Origin of the sequence: Eubacterium ruminantium, from assembly GCF_900167085.1 — a bacterium.
Lineage (GTDB): Bacteria > Bacillota > Clostridia > Lachnospirales > Lachnospiraceae > Eubacterium_Q > Eubacterium_Q ruminantium.
The window spans coordinates 163,770-181,236 of the sequence record NZ_FUXA01000005.1 but is presented as its reverse complement, the minus strand read 5'-3'; the positions used below and the strand labels follow the sequence as shown (position 1 = coordinate 181,236).

18 protein-coding genes are annotated in these 17,467 nt (G+C 37.3%); 5 read left to right on the top strand and 13 right to left on the bottom strand.

The genetic code is table 11. The features are described 5' to 3' along the window. Positions 1-58: 58 nt before the first annotated feature. From B5D25_RS03625 to B5D25_RS03565, 13 genes are all read right to left on the bottom strand, one after another. Positions 59-1,663, bottom strand: coding sequence for a response regulator (locus B5D25_RS03625; protein WP_078786483.1), 1,605 nt, complete (start codon positions 1,661-1,663; stop codon positions 59-61). After that, positions 1,663-3,144, bottom strand: coding sequence for a sensor histidine kinase (locus tag B5D25_RS03620; protein ID WP_159444070.1), 1,482 nt, complete (start codon positions 3,142-3,144; stop codon positions 1,663-1,665). The genes B5D25_RS03625 and B5D25_RS03620 overlap by 1 nt, the downstream gene beginning before the upstream one ends. Then, positions 3,134-4,168: a sugar ABC transporter substrate-binding protein gene (locus B5D25_RS03615; protein ID WP_078786479.1), complete on the bottom strand. Its 1,035-nt coding sequence runs from the start codon at positions 4,166-4,168 to the stop codon at positions 3,134-3,136. The genes B5D25_RS03620 and B5D25_RS03615 overlap by 11 nt, the downstream gene beginning before the upstream one ends. A 117-nt stretch (positions 4,169-4,285) precedes the next feature. Continuing rightward, positions 4,286-5,293 carry a M15 family metallopeptidase gene (locus tag B5D25_RS03610; RefSeq protein ID WP_078786477.1) on the bottom strand — a complete coding sequence of 336 codons (1,008 nt, stop codon included), beginning with the start codon at positions 5,291-5,293 and terminating at the stop codon, positions 4,286-4,288. A gap of 112 nt (positions 5,294-5,405) precedes the next feature. Continuing rightward, positions 5,406-6,734: a carbohydrate-binding domain-containing protein gene (locus B5D25_RS03605; RefSeq protein ID WP_078786476.1), complete on the bottom strand. Its 1,329-nt coding sequence runs from the start codon at positions 6,732-6,734 to the stop codon at positions 5,406-5,408. Between the two features lie 17 nt (positions 6,735-6,751). Then, positions 6,752-7,465: a DUF4956 domain-containing protein gene (locus B5D25_RS03600; RefSeq protein ID WP_078786474.1), complete on the bottom strand. Its 714-nt coding sequence runs from the start codon at positions 7,463-7,465 to the stop codon at positions 6,752-6,754. A gap of 210 nt (positions 7,466-7,675) precedes the next feature. Further along, on the bottom strand, positions 7,676-8,158 hold the full coding sequence (locus B5D25_RS03595; RefSeq protein WP_242870195.1) for an NUDIX hydrolase: 483 nt from the start codon (positions 8,156-8,158) through the stop codon (positions 7,676-7,678). Positions 8,159-8,211: 53 nt separating this feature from the next. Then, on the bottom strand, positions 8,212-8,757 hold the full coding sequence (locus B5D25_RS03590; protein ID WP_078786470.1) for a flavodoxin family protein: 546 nt from the start codon (positions 8,755-8,757) through the stop codon (positions 8,212-8,214). A gap of 299 nt (positions 8,758-9,056) precedes the next feature. Then, positions 9,057-9,398: a hypothetical protein gene (locus B5D25_RS03585; protein WP_026522801.1), complete on the bottom strand. Its 342-nt coding sequence runs from the start codon at positions 9,396-9,398 to the stop codon at positions 9,057-9,059. Between the two features lie 82 nt (positions 9,399-9,480). After that, on the bottom strand, positions 9,481-9,927 hold the full coding sequence (locus B5D25_RS03580; RefSeq protein WP_078786468.1) for a GNAT family N-acetyltransferase: 447 nt from the start codon (positions 9,925-9,927) through the stop codon (positions 9,481-9,483). Positions 9,928-9,946: 19 nt separating this feature from the next. Then, the gene (locus tag B5D25_RS03575) at positions 9,947-11,200 is read right to left on the bottom strand and encodes a sensor histidine kinase (RefSeq protein WP_078786467.1); all 1,254 of its coding nucleotides are present in this window, start codon (positions 11,198-11,200) and stop codon (positions 9,947-9,949) included. Further along, on the bottom strand, positions 11,184-11,873 hold the full coding sequence (locus B5D25_RS03570; RefSeq protein WP_078786465.1) for a response regulator transcription factor: 690 nt from the start codon (positions 11,871-11,873) through the stop codon (positions 11,184-11,186). Before B5D25_RS03570 ends, B5D25_RS03575 begins: the two co-directional genes overlap by 17 nt. A gap of 20 nt (positions 11,874-11,893) precedes the next feature. After that, the gene (locus B5D25_RS03565) at positions 11,894-12,085 is read right to left on the bottom strand and encodes a DUF7695 domain-containing protein (protein ID WP_078786464.1); all 192 of its coding nucleotides are present in this window, start codon (positions 12,083-12,085) and stop codon (positions 11,894-11,896) included. Between the two features lie 207 nt (positions 12,086-12,292). On the opposite strand from B5D25_RS03565, the gene B5D25_RS03560 reads away from it, so the two are divergent. From B5D25_RS03560 to B5D25_RS03540, 5 genes are all read left to right on the top strand, one after another. Beyond that, entirely contained in the window at positions 12,293-13,768 is a 1,476-nt protein-coding gene (locus tag B5D25_RS03560) for an FAD-binding protein (RefSeq protein WP_078786463.1), read from the top strand. A gap of 2 nt (positions 13,769-13,770) precedes the next feature. After that, positions 13,771-14,634 (top strand): carboxylating nicotinate-nucleotide diphosphorylase, encoded by an 864-nt coding sequence (gene nadC / locus B5D25_RS03555; RefSeq protein ID WP_078786462.1) that lies wholly within the window; start codon positions 13,771-13,773, stop codon positions 14,632-14,634. Between the two features lie 78 nt (positions 14,635-14,712). Continuing rightward, the gene (locus B5D25_RS03550; RefSeq protein ID WP_078786461.1) at positions 14,713-15,261 is read left to right on the top strand and encodes a transcription repressor NadR; all 549 of its coding nucleotides are present in this window, start codon (positions 14,713-14,715) and stop codon (positions 15,259-15,261) included. A 25-nt stretch (positions 15,262-15,286) separates the two neighbouring features. Next, positions 15,287-16,204, top strand: a complete 918-nt coding sequence (nadA, locus tag B5D25_RS03545; RefSeq protein ID WP_078786460.1) for a quinolinate synthase NadA — start codon at positions 15,287-15,289, stop codon at positions 16,202-16,204. Then, positions 16,197-17,408 carry an SUKH-3 domain-containing protein gene (locus B5D25_RS03540; RefSeq protein WP_090168534.1) on the top strand — a complete coding sequence of 404 codons (1,212 nt, stop codon included), beginning with the start codon at positions 16,197-16,199 and terminating at the stop codon, positions 17,406-17,408. The genes nadA and B5D25_RS03540 overlap by 8 nt, the downstream gene beginning before the upstream one ends. Positions 17,409-17,467 lie beyond the last annotated feature (59 nt).

The following is a 17,467-nucleotide window of genomic DNA, read 5'->3' as shown; positions in this document are numbered from 1 at the left end:
CAGCATTTTTCTGAAAAACCGCTATTTTGCATACTTTTCTATATGTTTTTTATATTACTTATTCCTTTCCTTCCTTATATTCAGAAGGAGTAACACCTACATTTTTCTTAAAAGTCCTACTGAAATAGTTAGCATCAGCATATCCCACTTCAATACAGATTTCTTTCATACTCTTAGAAGTATTTCTTAGGAGTTCCTTTGATTTCTCGATTCTCACCGCTGTTACGTATTCAATAAATGTGCTTCCTGTCCTCTTTTTGAAAAGCTTACTGAAATAATAAGGACTGATCTTAAGCTCTTTCGAAACATCATCAAGGATAAGATCCTTTGAATAATTCTTCTCTATATAAGTCTGCGCATTCTTAATTATATCTACTGTATTTTCCTCTCTCTTGGTCAGGATATTGTTGCAAACCCCTGTGATCTTAGCAAGAAACCAGTCATAAAGCTGTGTCATGATCTGTATCTTCATGATATCATCAAGATATTCACTTCTCATATTAAATCTGTAGATCATGCTTCCACTGTCGAATCCTATCTTCTCAGCCCTGAGGACAAGTTCAAGAACCTTCAGCTTTATATCCATTACATTCTGGTCATGCTTTTCCATCATCCAGTCAAAAAATGCTTTGGAATAAAACGTTGCTCTATTTACATTTCCCTCTTCAATACTCTTGAAAAGTGCATTTTCCGTATCTACAGGATAATCCGTCTCATAATTGCGTAGTATCGACATATCATTTACATGAACAACCGAATCCGAACTGTTAAATGCAAGGGATCTTACCGCTTCATTATATGACTCAACAAGACTTTCAAGCCGATGGATAGTTCCTATACCTACTCTGAACCATGCATCAAACATTCTTCTCAGCTCTCTTGTCATCTTTCTCGCATTATTGATTATCTCTATACGAATCTCATATTCCTGCGCACTCTCCGGAACATTTTTCGGAACAAATACAAGGATCACGTTACCCATCATAGCTCCGACGCAGCACTTAAAGAAAGTTTTTACAGCATCTTTTATCCTCGAATATTCCTTCTGAAGACGAACCGTGGTTCCGATGGTATTTTCCATATGACCTTTACTGTCCATATCTCCAAACTGAAGAGCCATCATATATCCCGCATCTTCATCTATACTGAGAAGCGTTCTGAAATTACTGAGCTCCTCTTCCGAATGATTCTGATATATGAGGGAATAGATAAATCCATTTTCGATAATAGGTGTGACGATCTCAAGCTTTTCCTTATTGGAAAGTTCCTCACTTCTCTTGGTCTTGGTGAGATCCACCTTTTTCATTGCCTTATCAAGTATACTGATTATCTCATCTTTATCGATCGGTTTATTGATATAATCAAGAACCCCTATATCAATCGCATCTTTTGCATAATCGAACTTAACAAAAGCACTGACAACTATAAATATTATGCTGTCATTTGTTTTACGAATCTCTCTCATGGCTTCGATACCATTTATACCCGGCATCTGTATGTCCATAAATACTATGTCAGGTCTGAAATATTCCGCCTGTTCGATAACCTTCCTTCCTGTATTTGCACATTCTATCATGCATTTATCAGGAAAATTGTTCTCGATGATATATTTCAATGCATCTATAACAATGCTTTCATCATCTGCGATCAAAATTTTATACATTACCTTTTCTCCTTAACCTCCTTAGGAATAAAAAGTGCTATCTCGGTTCCCATATTCTTACCAACACTAGTTATCTCCACCACATTATCACGTTCAAAGAAAGTTTTTAGACGAGTGATAACATTATCAAGACCTATTCCGTCTCTCTTAGGAGCATTTTTATCTTCACTAATTGTATTATTCATTATCTTTTCTATTATATGTTCAGGGATACCAATACCGTTATCTCTTACCGAAATAACAATATTTCTGTCTTCTCCCGTGATTGAAATATCAATCTTCTTCTCCCAGTCTATCTCATGGAATCCATGTTTGATACAGTTCTCAACAATAGGCTGAAGTATCATACTCGGAACACTGACACCCAGATATTTTTCATCAACCACTTTGTTGAAATGTATCTCGCCTGCATATCTAACATTTAGGATGTAAATATAATCATCAACCGCCTGAAGTTCTTCCTGTATGGTTGAAATATTATCATTTTTAATCTTATATCTGAAGAAATCCGCAACCTTATGGATATATCTGTATGTTTTGTCAGCATCTTCCATCATTGCAAGCTGGGCACCCGCATTAAGTGTATTGAAAAGGAAATGTGGATTGATCTGAGCCTGAAGATACTTGAGCTGAGCATCTTTAACCGCAGCCTCCATCCTTATGGCATTTTCCCTCATCTCACTTTCCGCTTCCACACTCTTACGGAACATGGCTATATAATCTCTAAGACTTATTACCATCTGATTAAATGCGTCATTTACGATACCGATTTCATTATATTCATGCGGTTCAACCAGCTGGACATCAAGATTACCTTTACCAACTTCGCTTGCTCTATCCACAAGAGTCTTAAGAGGTTTACTCAGTCTTCTCACGATAAGGAGCAGAATACATATATCCACGCCACCCGTAAGCAGCAAAATAACTCCATAAAGAACCTCTGAAAGCTTTGTCATTTCATTCATCTTACTGTTGTTGGATGAATTATTAAAGAAAAGCTTATTGTTAAGATTCAGCATATATGTTGTCAGATATTCATATTCCCTCTCAGCCTGAGCCTGATACGCTTTATATTCTTTTATATCTCCGCTTTTTTTCGAGATAACAGCCTTACTGACAGACTGTATATAATTACTGGATATATTATAAACACCATTCTCTCTGGCCTCGATCTCGGTCATCGGTCCTTCGTGCTTAAATCTAGTAAGAAATGCTTTGTACTTCTCTTCATTTATATAGAAAAGATTAAGTACTCTTTCATCCTTATTATCAAGATACTCCCTCATTTCCGAGTGAATGGTATCAAGCCACTCTCTCATTTCCGTAAGGTTCCTGTTACCGTCATAAGCACTGTCAACGCTGTATATAACATATCTCATATTCCTGAATACCAGAATATTTACAATGATCAACGACAAAAATGTCATAAGAAAAATGTAGATTATCTGGGTACGAAACTTTTTGGTCTTCCTACTTCTCATCCAGATACCTCTCAACATTATCCTTCGTCACAACCATATCTTCTGCAATTATATGCTCACTTGTATATCCTCTCTCCTTGTAATTAAGAAGAGCATCGATGCAGATAGAACCCATCTGTTTCGAATCAACATCGATAAGTGCTGTTATATCTCCGTCTTTGATTGCCCTAAGAAGAGCAACCGATATTCCGTTTCCGAGCATTTGGCTTCGTCCCGAAAGATCATAATCCTTGATAGTCTGATAAGTAATCTTAGTATCATGTTCATTCAGACATATAAGGAAATCCGGAGCATCTTCCTTAACCGAAAGTAAATCTTTAACCTTTTCCGATAATCTGAAATTCGGCATGTCACTAATATTCTCTATGGTTATACTTACATTCAGATGGTTTCCTTCATTTGCCAGAGTTTCTCTTATTCCGTTCAGTATGGTTCTGTCACCGCTACCAAAACTGTCGTCCATAAGAATAGTTACTCTTAATCGTCTTCTATGGGTAGTATTAATTATGATACGTGCATATTCTCTTCCGAGATTATAATTTCCGATTTCGACAAATGACTTTCTTCCGCTTCCCGGACAATCCGAAAGAAGGGTAATAGTAGGTATACCCTTTCCATTAGCATTTTCAATCATCTTGCGGAGTTCCACATCATTATTTCCTTCAAGTATGATTCCGTCTGCCTTCATGGATGCAGCCATTTCAACATAATCAGCTACCGAATAATCTCCGTTTGATCCTGCATTCAGCTTTTCAACATAAGCATCATGCTGCCTACCGTAATTAAATGCTTCTTCATAAATATGTTCAGTTATATATGAATCTTCGGATTTGCTTATAAATGCGAAATGATAATCATATCGCGCTTCGTTTTTTTTAACACTTCTCAATTTGGAATGAATATATAAAGAAATTACAACAATGGACGCCAGAAGGAATACCAGCGTTATGACTATTCCGACAGAATACATATCGTGTTTTTTTCTTTTATTTGACTTTTTTTCAACACTTTTTTCCGTATTCATCGTGGTTCCCTTTATCTTTCTGCGAGTTTCTTCCGGCTAAGACAACATTTTACTACTTCACTTCTTTTATATCAATCCGAAAATAACTATATAGTCTTCCAAAAACACTTCTTAAAGTTAATGAATAGAGTCCCTCTTTACAGGAAAATCAAAATAAATATCGCTGTATGGTTCATCTGCCAAAGTAAAATGCCACCATTCACCGTTAATTCCTTCAAACCCATGAGCTGTCATGGCGTCTCTTAATATCTTTCTGTTCTCAGCCTGTTCCTCTGTAATATCTTCACAAAATGACTGTGAGACTTCTCCGAAATAATCAAATGTTCCGCCCATGTCAACATCTTTACTTTTCTTCATATCAAATAATGTAACATCCACCGTGCTGCCTCTGCTGTGCCCTGAATGTCTTGCAATATAGCCTCTTTCAAAAAGCTCGTCCTTATCAATATCCGGATAAAAATATTCTTTCATCTTTTCATCTTTTGGATCTTCTGCCCACTTTACAAAATTTTCCACCGCAGACTCCGGACGATAGGCATCATAAATCTTGAGCCTGTATCCCTTTTTCTCAAGATCTTTACTTACTTCTTTAAGTGCCGCTGCAGCTTCTTTGGTTATAAGCGCTGTGGCTTCTTCATATCCGTCTATCCTGTCACCAACAAAATTATAAGTTGAATAATATCTTATCTCCAGGATAACTCCCGGAACTTCATCACTTAAAACCACAAAATCCGAAGAATCATTTGAATATTTAATTCCCTCTTCATCTGTTGTTACAGTCAGCTCTTCACCATTTCCAACGTCCTCGGACTGTGAATATTCAGTAGAATTTTCGACTATGCCATTTGCATTCTCTGAGTTTTTCCCGTTCACACCGGTACCATTTACATCCTCGGTAGAATCTCCTGTCACATCCGCTGCATCTCCGGAAATTTTTTCAGTCGACACTTCTGTCACCTCACCGGCATTATTTTTCTTAGACTTTTTCCGGAACTTATCTCCTGAAATAAGAATAACAAATAATACAGTTACACAAACAAGTAATATAAAACTAATGATGACTGATATTAAAAAATACTTTTCCAGGCCTTTACTGTTCTTCCCTTTGTTTCCCCTGTTTTCCATAATTAAACTCTTTCCGGCATAGCATTTTTCAAACCGAAAAATATTATGCATAATACTTTTTAAAACCTATTATATATAAATTCGGACATTAGTGTCAAAAGTCAAAATGGTTTTATGGACGGCCGCCCATTCCGTCGGGTTCTCTCATTCCACCGTGACCGCCTCCCATAAACTGATTCGATATTTCATTTGTTTCCTGACCATTTTCGATTATGGTTCCGCCGCTGTAAACCGCCTCACCATCATAATCGAATGTTGACTGGCCATTTATGGATATTACTCCTCCATTAATATATATATTTCTGTTTGAATCAACCCCATCTGTATCTCCCTGTCCCATTTCTATAGTTACATTTCCTCCGTTTAGTATAAATGTCGGTGTATATTTATCTGATTTTGCAGCCGCATTGATTCCGTCATCACTTGCTTCTATTTTTATGTTTCCATCATCGATCTCTATATATGTTCCCTCCATGCATTCTCTTCCTACAAGATCAAATGTGCCGCCTTCAATCTTTATAATAGTTGTAGCATGAATAGCATCATCATTTGCCACTATATTAAATTCACCATTGCAAATGTTTATACTGCCAAGACTGTCATCATCACTATCCTCTGCATGGAGACCATCATTGCAATTTGCTATATTGATCTTGCCATCGTAAACATCTATAGAATCATGCGCACGAAGAGCATTCCCGTCACAATCTATATTTATAGTACCTCCTGTTATCTTCAGAGTATCTTTACTTGATACAGCATTATCTGTTGACTTTATATTTACTGTTCCAAGTCCGTTTATAACAATATCTTCTTTTGAGAAAATAACCGCATCAAGATCATTTTCACCATCATTTGTAAATGTGCCTGATACTTCAAGATTATTCTCGGAATTTGTTGTGGTCACAAATACTTTATCTGCTTTTTTTACATATATACATGGCACTGTCTCATTACTGATATTTACACCATCTAAAACAAGCTGAACTTTACTCTCCTTATCAGCATCTATAACCAAAGAAGAATTCTTGGCCGTACCCTTGATAACATACACTCCTTCCTTATCTATCGTCACATCTTTACCGTCACTAAGCTCTATTGTTTCTGCATTTGAAAGATCCGCCTCCATAGTAAGATCTCTATCTGTAAATAATTCCTCCGCCCCGGATGTTGTTGAGTTCTCTCTATTCTGCTTTTCTGATTTTTCAATTTCTGTTCCTTGTTCTTCTGTTTCTGAATTTTGTTTTTCTGATTCCTGTTTTTTATTTACTCTTTTTTCATTTTCTGTATCGGCACTTTTTTCAGATAAATTTATCTCTGTATCGTTTCCTAAGGTTGCTGATTTATTCACTGCACTACTGCTATTTTCTTTTGAACCACATGCCGCAAGGCTTCCCATTATCATTAATGATACAAGTACCATACTTACTTTCTTTCTCATAATCTTATCCTCCTCATTTATAAATTATCCTGATTATCTGATATCTTTCCGATACATACATCAAGATTTCCATTCATATTTTTCAGTTCATCTATCATATTCTTGATCGAAGCATTCTTTCTGAGCGATATATTGATACATATTTTATATACTCCTGTTGAAATATCCTGTTTTTCCTCACTGCGATTCTTTTCTCCTCCGGTTTTGATCTCATCATATGAAAACCTAACAGCATACTTTTTAAAAATATCATCAAAAATCTTTTCGTAATCAACATTATAAGGAACTGTTACTTTAAGCTTTCTATAGCTTTCCCTTTTTCCGCCAAATCCGGAAATATTAAGCACGACATTCAATAGAGAAATTATCAGCGTGAAAAAGAATGCTACACCTATATGTCCCATCCCTGACGCAAGTCCCACTGCCATAGCAAGAAAAATACTTGTGATCTCCTGGCCTTTTCCCGGAGCAGATCTGAATTTAACAAGACTGAAAGCTCCTGCTACAGCTATTCCTGTTCCTATATTTCCGTTTACAAGTATAATGACCACTTCTACTATCGCCGGAAGCAGCACAAGCGTTATCGCAAAACTTTTCGAGCACTTATTCTTTATCACATAGGCTCCGGAAATAATCATACCGCACACCAGCGCTGTAAATGTTGTATATATAAAGTCACTTCCGCTGAATGCACCATTTTCAATTATTGATGAAAAAAAATCATTCAACATATGAACACATCCTTCCTTTTAAACTTTTAAACATACGCATATTTAATCTATATGTTGATAATACCCCCCTAACCTTAAATGAATATTAAAAAAGAAGGACAATTTATGTCCTTCTTAAAAATTTAAAAGAGTCTGTGTAAAAGTCTGTAAAAATAGGAGCTTCAGTCCTATGACTGAAGCTCCTTTGTGCGATTATCTTCCGGTTTAATGCTATATCACGTACTTCCTCATGGTCTGTGACAGTAGCTCATCGTCTCCCATGGCAAGTATTTCTTCCTTATCAGCCCACTTATAGTCACAGGTCTCCCCTTCCTGGAGAATAACGCTTTCCTTGTCACAACTCGTGATGCATACAAATGCATAATATGCGCTATGTGTTTCATCTTCGACAAAACGTTCCTTTTCTTCGAGGGTATCAGCGATTATTCCCGTTTCTTCTCTCAGTTCGCGTAATGCACCCTCAATTGCGGATTCCCCTTGCAATACCGAGCCACCCGCAGTTGCTTCCCAGTACAAAGGATAAGCCTTACCGGGGGAACGTCTCATCAGCAGGTATTGGCCATCGACATGACGCACAAGTATAAAGACCACCATGTGATAAATCCCCTTGGGTATGCTGCTCTCCTCTCCACGGATAAGTGTAATGCCTTCTATCTTCTTAAAATTTCTGTCATATGCATCCCAAAGTTCCATTATTTTCTTCCTCTCAAAGTCAAAGTATAATTTCTGATTAAGCAGAACGATTCCTATATGTACTTACAGAAATCTAATATTTCCTGTTTTCTTGATTCTACATCCGTTTTATATTCGATAGATGTCAGCCCAAGATGACCCACACTCTCTATCTCCAAATGGCCATAAAAATGTTCTATGCTTCCGATGATCCGCTCACATTCCGGCATATTAGGTCCGGTTCTCAAAGCAATTGTAAAGCCTTTCTTGCCAGGCTTAATAGTTGCATGCGGCTCGTGCGTATTGCACCAAGGTGTACATCTGTCGATGAATGCCTTGAACTGTCCGGGAATATCTGCCCAGTATGACGGAGAAACAGAGACAATAATATCTGCCTCATCATATTCTCTCATTATATTCTCGATAACACCCGCATCACTCATGACACACTTCGCCATATTGTGGCACGAACGGCAGCCTCTGCAGAATGCAAAGACATAATCGTCAATGCAAATGCTTTTGACACTGTATTTATTTGATAACTGTTCCGAAACCAGCTTAACTATTTCTGCAGTTGCCCCTGTGCGAACAGGGCTGCAATTAATTATCAAAGCTCTCATTCCACAAAACTCCTTCGTACATAATTCTGAAATTTACGCGTCTGCCTGTGATATATACTTCTCGACGACGGAACGTATTGGTGGTGATATTTCGGAAAGAACTATTTTGGCGCACTCTTCGACATATTCATCAATCTCACCGAAGTTCACTTCGCCTAAATGAACTTCGGTAAAATGAACTTCGGTAAAATAATTATATACATAAATACACCACACTAGCAAGCAAAAGAGCAGCTACCTCTTTCGAGATAACTGCTCTATGTAAAGTTCATTATTCAATTAGGTCGACAAACTGCAATTTATTGTATAAAATACCTTTTCACCCATTTGTGATGAAGAAATACCATAATCAGAATAGGAATAATCGTGCCTATACATAACGGAATCACGGAGTATATGCTGTCTCCTCCAATAAACGCAGAACAAATCCACGAGCCAATAATACAAATGCCATAAATGATCCACATTACGCCATGTTTCTTATTCCATGAATTTACATCTGATAATTGATCTACTTTCGGTGGTTTTTCTCCTGTATAAAAACCAACAGGTTCCTTACTCTTTAGCTGACTAACTCCAATTCCAAGCATTATCATTGCAACTATACAGAAAATCACACCAGAAATAATTGTTCCAGCCATCTTTTTTCCTCCATTAAACTGAATTATATTCGTTTAAAATGCACCATCCAATCAGTTATCAGATGGTGCATCTGCATATTCATTATAATTTTTTTACAAATCTCAGCTGGTTCTTCTCGGATGCATAACCGAGATGTCTGTAGAACTCATGAGCACCGCTTCTGGATGCTCCCGAATTCAGTCTCATAAGAGCTATGTCATTCTCGTTAGCCCATTCTTCAGCCTTTTCTACAAGAGCCTTACCTATCCCGTGTTTTCTGACCTTTGAACTTACAGCCAGTCCGAGAATATTGGCCATCGTCTCAAAGTAAAGTGTATTATATCTTTCAACATGGATAAAACCGACTATACGATCTTCAAATATTGCTACAAATACCGCCTCTCTCTCAGTATCGAGCTGACTGATTCTCAGCTTGACCAGGGACTTATCACATTGATATCCCAGATCTTCGCAGCATATCATACATACTTCGGCGGCATCGGTCTCCGTTACCGGTCTGACCGTTACCAGACCTTTTTTACCTTCCATAATTCAAATATCTCCGTTATCATATTCTCACTTCAAATGTTGTAACATTTTTTTTCGATGAAGCTTTTATGGTACCGCCATGATTAAGAACTATTCTTTTAGCGATCGCAAGTCCCAGTCCATAACGATTTTCATTTCTGTTTCTGGATTTATCCGCCCTGTAGAATCTTTCAAATATCTTCTCTTCATCTCCCTCTTCTATAGGATCACCATGATTTACAACTTGTATCACTATACTGTTTTTCTCTGCAAATGCTTCAACCCTGACCTCACTATCCTTATAACTATGCTTAATCGCATTATCAATAAGTATAGAAACCAGTCTTTCAATATCTTCCTTATTGCAGCGAAGCTTAAGTCCTGATTCTATTTCTGTATTTACAGAAACTCCCTGTTCAAAAGCAACCCCTTCAAAAACAAGCGCCATTTTTTCAACAATTTTTGAAATATTCTCTTCCTTATACTCTTCCTTTGAACTTTCGTTTTCCAGTTTAGAAAGATCAAGAAGCGCTGTTAAAAGCTTATTCATCCTCTCGGATTCATATCTGATATTATCAATATATTTTTGATTTTTTTCTCCTGACAGTTCATCTGAAGAAGCCATTATAACAGCTATAGGCGTTTTAAGTTCATGAGAAGCATCCGCGATAAATTCCTTCTGTTTCCTAAATGCCTCCTTTGCCGGTTTTATGATCCATCCTGTTATTACTTTTGAAAAAATAATAATGGCCGCTTCAAATAATATAAATAGAATAAGAGTTTCTATAAGTATATCCCTAAGTTTCTTTTTAATAGACGTATTATTTACTATTATCAAAGACCGATTCATTTTATAGTTAAACGAATAGTTTGCCGTATAAAGATTGCCTATTTTTATTTTATCCGATACATATTTATTAATTACATTCGAAGCAATTCCTTGTACATCAAAATTATCGGATTCATTCCCATGGCTTATAATACGAGAAATCTTGTTATCAACTATATCAACAGTATATACTTCATAGTCCATGAACATGATATTCTCTGCGTCGGGAGCCTCATCCGGATTTATAAAACCATCTTCTTTCGGTCTATCCTTTCCCACCGGATCCCCTTCCGAAAAACTTCTCGGACCAAACCTTCCCGGTTGCCCCATTTTATTGAGATTCCGACTGACATTTTCATATTCGCGGCGATAATTTTCTACATTAACAATGACCATACTGACGATCAAAAAAAGTGTAAGTATACCGCATATTGTGAAAAATATTTTTCTACTCAGTTCTTTCATCCGACATCTCCATCTTATAACCCATATTCCTTACAGATTTAATAGTTACTGATGATTCAAGCACTTTTAACTTCTTACGTATAAATGAGATATATGCCTCCAGATTATTCGAAAGCGTCTCACTTTCCATTCCCCATACTCTGTCATATATCATTTCGCGCGAAAGTACACGCCCCGGATTATTGATAAAATATTCAAAAAGCTGGAATTCCTTATTATTTATCTTTATGCTTTCTCCGGTTTTTATATTCTTCAATGCAGGTATATCACGGTCCAGCAAAATATCTCCATACTCAGGTTTTTTTACTTTAGTGCTCTCCATCCTTAATTGAACATTCACTCTTGCTATAAGTTCATCTATATGAAATGGTTTCGGCAGATAATCGTTTGCCCCCTCACTAAACCCTCTTAGTCTGTCTTCCAATTCTCCTTTTGCGGTAAGCATTATCACTTTGGAAGTAATGCCTTCTTCCCTTATCTCTCTAAGTATTTCCAGACCATTCTTTTTAGGAAGCATTATATCCAAAAGAATAAGATCATATATTCCGGAAAGAGCATTATATGATCCGTCTTCACCGTCTTTAGAAATATCAACTGTATATCGTTCCTTTTTCAATCTGTCGGCTATAAGTCCGGCCAAAGTTTCTTCATCTTCAACTATCAATATACGCATATTGTCCCTCTAAGATAAAATTACTCACCATCAAATTCACTTAATTCGATTATATCATCTTTACTTTCTTTGAATCCTCTTTTGATGTAATACTTTCCGCCATCAACCCAAATGCTTCCGCATGAACACTTCACTCTCTGGGTTCTTACTTTTGATTCGATTATATCATTACATTTACGGCACTGAGCCTTATTGGCAATTATTCTTCTCAAAATATTTCACCCTTTCTTTCATAGTTTTATAAATATATTCTATCATAATTGCAGCATTTCCTCAGTATTTTTCTTATCTTTAGCATAGACAAAGAACTCAGTATGACAAAAAAAGTTTACAGGTGTCTTGTCAGCTGTAAACTTTTCTGATATGATAGCTTCACTTGATGAATATCAAAAGAGAAATACAGTCAGAGGTGTTGGCCTATGAAAACAGATATTATTATAGCCGGAAGCGGATGCTCAGCTTTATATGCTGCATTTAATCTTCCAAAAGACAAACAGATACTTATGATAACCAAGAGAAATCTCGAGACGAACGATTCATTTCTTGCCCAGGGCGGAATGTGTGTATTAAAAGACGAATCGGATTTCGATAGTTATTTTGAGGATACAATGAAAGCAGGTCATTATGAAAATGATCCTGTATCAGTTGAGATCATGATAAGGTCTTCTCAGACCGTTTTAAAAGATCTTATTTCCGTTGGTGCACGATTTGCCAAGAATCCCGATGGTACTCTTGACTATACAAGAGAGGGTGGACACAGTGCTGAAAGAATCGTTTACCATAAAGATGTAACCGGAAAAGAGATAACCAGTCATCTTCTTGCAGCGGTTAAGAAGATGAAGAATGTTACCCTTGTTGAATATACAAAACTCATTGATATCATCGAGAAAGACAATGTATGCTACGGCGCTGTTATACGTAAATCAGACGAAACAGTCATAACAAGAGGCGGCAAAGAATTAACCTGGGAAGAAGCAGGTTTCGATAATAATACACTTGAGAAAGTTGAAGCTGATGTAACCATCCTTGCTACCGGAGGTATCGGAGGATTATATCGTCACTCAACCAATTACCGTCATCTTACAGGTGACTCTCTCGCTATCGCCATTATGCATAATGTCAAGCTTCAGGATATTAATTATGTTCAGATACATCCGACTACATTCTATACGGATCGTGAAGAGGAAAGAAGTTTCCTTATCTCTGAATCAGTACGAGGCGAAGGCGCAAAACTCTATGATAAGGATATGAACAGATTCGTTGACGAGCTCATTCCGAGAGACCTTCTGACAGCTGCCATAAATGAGCAGATGGCAAAGGACGGAACACAGCATGTCTGGGAGGATATGAGACCTATCGATTCCGAAGAGCAAAAACTTCATTTCCCTAATATCGTTAAGCACTGTCGCAAGATGGGATTCGATCCTTCAAATGAATGCATTCCGGTTGTTCCGGCACAGCATTATTTTATGGGCGGAATCAAAGTCGATCACGAATCAAAGACCAGCATGGACAGATTATATGCCGTAGGTGAAACAGCCTGCAACGGTGTACATGGTCGTAACCGACTTGCAAGTAATTCTCTCCTTGAGAGTATGGTATTCGCTCAGAGAGCGGCGCTTGATATCACCAAATCATATATCGAAGGTGATTACGGAAGCATCAATCTTAATACCGGAATAAATGATGAGGAATCATTTAGAGAAAAAATCTTTTCATCTGTTGATCTCAATATATATGAAGACGATGATGCCATTACAGAGAAGTACCGTCGTCTTGTAAGAGAAGAGATTCAGAAAGCCGATAAAGCAGTAAGCGGTTTTAAGAATGACGAAGAATATGAAAAGATAAAAATAGAAAAAGAAAATGCAAAAGCAAAGAAGGAAGGAAAATAGAAATGTTTGATCCAGTTACATTAAAATTAAATGTTGATCCGCTTATCGAAAGCGCTTTAAGAGAAGACATCTCCAGTGAAGATGTTTCCACAAATTCAGTTATGCCTCTCCCAAAGGAAGGAAAAGTTGACCTTATAGCTAAAGAAGATGGTATCATCTGCGGACTTCAGGTTTTTGAAAGAGTTTTCAAATTACTTGATGAAACTGCAAGAGTTGTCTTCTATGTTAAAGACGGCGATGCTGTTACAAAGGGACTTCTTATGGGTGAAGTTTATGGCGATATCAGAGCACTCCTTTGCGGAGAAAGAACAGCTCTTAACTACCTTCAGAGAATGTCAGGTATAGCAACATATACTCATTCGGTTGCTGCCCTTCTTGAAGGATCAAAGACAAAACTTCTCGATACACGTAAGACTACTCCAAACAACCGTATATTTGAAAAGTACTCTGTTAGAGTAGGCGGCGGAAATAATCATAGATACAATCTTTCTGACGGAGTTCTTCTTAAAGATAATCATATCGGTGCAGCCGGCGGAGTTAAAGAAGCTATCACAATGGCTAAGGAATATGCTCCATTTGTAAGAAAGATTGAAGTTGAAGTCGAAAACCTTGATATGGTACGCGAAGCCGTTGAAGCAAAAGCTGATATCATCATGCTTGATAACATGTCTCATGAAGATATGCAGGAAGCTATGAATATCATCGACGGAAAAGCTGAAGTTGAAGTATCAGGAAATGTAACAAGAGAAAATATAGCAAGACTTGTTGATCTTGGAGTTGATTTTATCAGCAGCGGTGCTCTCACACATTCAGCACCTATCCTTGATATCTCACTCAAGAATCTTCATCCGGTAGATGAAGACTGAGCATTTTCCACCAGCTCATTATAAGTTTCTAATGATGATACATGAATTGCAACCACAAACTGACTGAGAGGTAAGACAATGACCGGAGAGGAAAGAAGAGAAAAATTAATAAAAAGTCTTAACAATCATACGGCCGTTTCCGGCACCGACCTGGCTAAAATACTTGGTGTCAGCCGCCAGATCATCGTTCAGGATATAGCTCTCCTCAGGAAGAGCGGTTCTAACATCATTTCAACTACTAAGGGGTACCTTCTTGAAGAGGATGACCGCCCAAGAAGAGTTTATAAACTCTTCCATCAGCCTGAAAAATGTGAGGAGGAACTCAACCTCATTGTTGACTACGGTGGACATATCGAAGATATTTTTATCTACCATAAAGTCTACAATGTTGTAAGAGCCGAAATGAATGTTCGATCCAGAAAAGACGTAGCAGAATTTATGGAGCAGATAAGAACCGGCAAATCCCATCTCTTATCTACTGCTACCAGCGGATATCACTATCATACAGTTTCCGCTGACACTGAAGAAGAACTTGATGCTATCTATGACCAGCTTGAAAAACATGGTTTTCTGGCAAAGCTTCAGGATTACGAACCGGTTGATTTTTGGAAAAAGGAAGATAAATAATTTAGTTTTAGATTGAGGATTATATATGACTATTCGTGAAATGCAGGATGAGATCATCCGATTAAAGAAAGAAAAAGATATATGTATATTGGTACATGCATATGTCGGACATGATATCTGGGAAGTTGCCGACTTCGTTGGCGACAGCTACGGACTCAGTAAGCAGGCTGCAGCTGCACCTCAAAAAAATGTACTTATGTGTGGCGTAAGATTTATGGCAGAGACATGTAAGATACTTTCTCCTGAGAAGAGAGTTTATCTGTCACATTCAGATGCAGGATGCCCAATGGCTGAGCAGATCGGCAAGAAGGTCATCGAGGAATTTAAGAAGAAAAATCCTGATACAACTGTTGTTGCATATATCAATACAACTGCTGACCTTAAAACAGTTTGTGATGTATGCGTAACATCTTCTTCAGCCCTTCAGATAGTAAATAATATCGAGAATAAAGATATCTTATTCATCCCTGATATGAATTTAGGCGGATGGATCAGAGAAAAGTGTCCTGATAAGAATATTAAACTTATGCAGGGTGGATGCCCAACACATGCACTGATCAGTAAGACAAATGTAGAACGACTTAAAGCAATTCATCCTGATGCTCTCCTTCTTGTTCATCCTGAATGCAGAAAGGAAGTTGTAGATCTTGCTGATTATGTCGGAAGTACGACAGGTATTATGGATTTTGCAAAGAAGAGCGATGCAAAAGAATTCATAATCGGTACTGAAAACAGTATCGTTCAGCATCTTCAGATGGAATGTCTTGATAAGAGATTCTATGAACTTTCTAAAGAATGTGTCTGCAGAAATATGAAACTTACAACTCTTGCCGATGTTTATAACATGGTTAAATACGGCGAGTGTGAAGAGATCATAATGGATGAAGAGACAAGACTTGCAGCCAAAAAACCTCTTGATAAAATGCTTGAGCTTGGTGGCTGATAAAGAGATCGATACACAGAATATACGTGATGCATTAGATGTTAAAGAGGCAGATAGTATGAAACATGTGCATGATTATGAAATAAGATATAATGCGCTCAGCGCAGAAGAGTTCCGTCTTTTGTGGGAATCGGCAAAAGGACAGCCGTTAACCATAGAGCAGGCAAGACTTGCAATTTGGAATACTCTTTTTAGTGTTTCCATGTATGATGGAGACACTATTATTGCTATGGCAAGGGTAATAGAGGATAATGGTTTATGTTACTACATAAAGGATGTGATGGTCAGACTGGAGTATCGGGCAAAAGGGTTAGACAAGCGTCTTATCGATGAACTAAATTCGAAAAGTTCAGAAATGAGTATTTTAATAGATGATCAGTATAGACACAGTCCACATTATGATAAATTTTTTGAATCATTTTGTAAAAGATTAGAGAAGCGTTTTAATGATATCCCTGTTTTTGATGCGGCAATGCAATTTTATAAGACGTATCATTATATAGAGTATTCAAGGGATCACAATAGCGTGGTATGTGGTCGTAATTTATATGATGAAGCATATCGTTACCTTAACGGAATACGTCTTGAAGAGGTGGTTCGTAAACTTGTAAAAGATAGCGGCATAAAATATCTGCCTGCTGCTTCTGTTTACTTAAAGAAAGGTTTTTTTAGATTCATACTCATCAATGAGAACGGTGAGTTTTATCTTGATGACGGAACATACCTCGGCACAGAGTATAAAAAGATAGTTGAGAGTATTCTCAGTGGTGAAAAAGAGGTCGTTCCGATACGAAACGACAGGATATTTACCAGTCTTGAAAGACACGGTTGGAATCCTGATAAGATCATTGATACTGCGCCTATTGAAGATAAATACAGGGAACTTGGTTTTTCGTTTTTCCCTGCAGCAAAGAAATTCTTTGAGGTGATCCCTACCGGTAAATATAAGATATGGATTCCTAGATCAGATGATGATTGCTATGTAGGATTTTATCCTAATAAAAGAATGAAAGATCCGAAAGAATTCCGGGATGAAATAGGTGAGGATCTGCTGACTATTGCTTCAAAAAGAGAGGCAGACTTCTTCATAAGCGAGAGCGGAAAATTTTACGTACAGTATGCTGTCCACACACAAAGAATCTATGTGACGGATGACCTGTATTTATTTATATACTACCTGCTTATAAATTGGAACGGCTTTTGATGCATTTGACCATTTATAATGTGACTATATGCATTATTTCCAAAGCCGGGAAATGAGTG

Bases quoted from the DNA above. Each gene is read 5' to 3' on its own strand.
- nadA (WP_078786460.1), top strand. From the start codon at position 15,287: ATGACTATTCGTGAAATGCAGGATGAGATCATCCGATTAAAGAAAGAA.
- B5D25_RS03585 (WP_026522801.1), bottom strand. From the start codon at position 9,398: ATGGCTGGAACAATTATTTCTGGTGTGATTTTCTGTATAGTTGCAATG.
- B5D25_RS03625 (WP_078786483.1), bottom strand. From the start codon at position 1,663: ATGTATAAAATTTTGATCGCAGATGATGAAAGCATTGTTATAGATGCA.
- B5D25_RS03600 (WP_078786474.1), bottom strand. From the start codon at position 7,465: ATGTTGAATGATTTTTTTTCATCAATAATTGAAAATGGTGCATTCAGC.
- B5D25_RS03615 (WP_078786479.1), bottom strand. From the start codon at position 4,168: ATGAATACGGAAAAAAGTGTTGAAAAAAAGTCAAATAAAAGAAAAAAA.
- B5D25_RS03590 (WP_078786470.1), bottom strand. From the start codon at position 8,757: ATGAGAGCTTTGATAATTAATTGCAGCCCTGTTCGCACAGGGGCAACT.
- B5D25_RS03595 (WP_242870195.1), bottom strand. From the start codon at position 8,158: ATGGAACTTTGGGATGCATATGACAGAAATTTTAAGAAGATAGAAGGC.
- B5D25_RS03550 (WP_078786461.1), top strand. From the start codon at position 14,713: ATGACCGGAGAGGAAAGAAGAGAAAAATTAATAAAAAGTCTTAACAAT.
- nadC (WP_078786462.1), top strand. From the start codon at position 13,771: ATGTTTGATCCAGTTACATTAAAATTAAATGTTGATCCGCTTATCGAA.
- B5D25_RS03570 (WP_078786465.1), bottom strand. From the start codon at position 11,873: ATGCGTATATTGATAGTTGAAGATGAAGAAACTTTGGCCGGACTTATA.
- B5D25_RS03575 (WP_078786467.1), bottom strand. From the start codon at position 11,200: ATGAAAGAACTGAGTAGAAAAATATTTTTCACAATATGCGGTATACTT.
- B5D25_RS03605 (WP_078786476.1), bottom strand. From the start codon at position 6,734: ATGAGAAAGAAAGTAAGTATGGTACTTGTATCATTAATGATAATGGGA.
- B5D25_RS03610 (WP_078786477.1), bottom strand. From the start codon at position 5,293: ATGGAAAACAGGGGAAACAAAGGGAAGAACAGTAAAGGCCTGGAAAAG.
- B5D25_RS03560 (WP_078786463.1), top strand. From the start codon at position 12,293: ATGAAAACAGATATTATTATAGCCGGAAGCGGATGCTCAGCTTTATAT.
- B5D25_RS03620 (WP_159444070.1), bottom strand. From the start codon at position 3,144: ATGAGAAGTAGGAAGACCAAAAAGTTTCGTACCCAGATAATCTACATT.
- B5D25_RS03580 (WP_078786468.1), bottom strand. From the start codon at position 9,927: ATGGAAGGTAAAAAAGGTCTGGTAACGGTCAGACCGGTAACGGAGACC.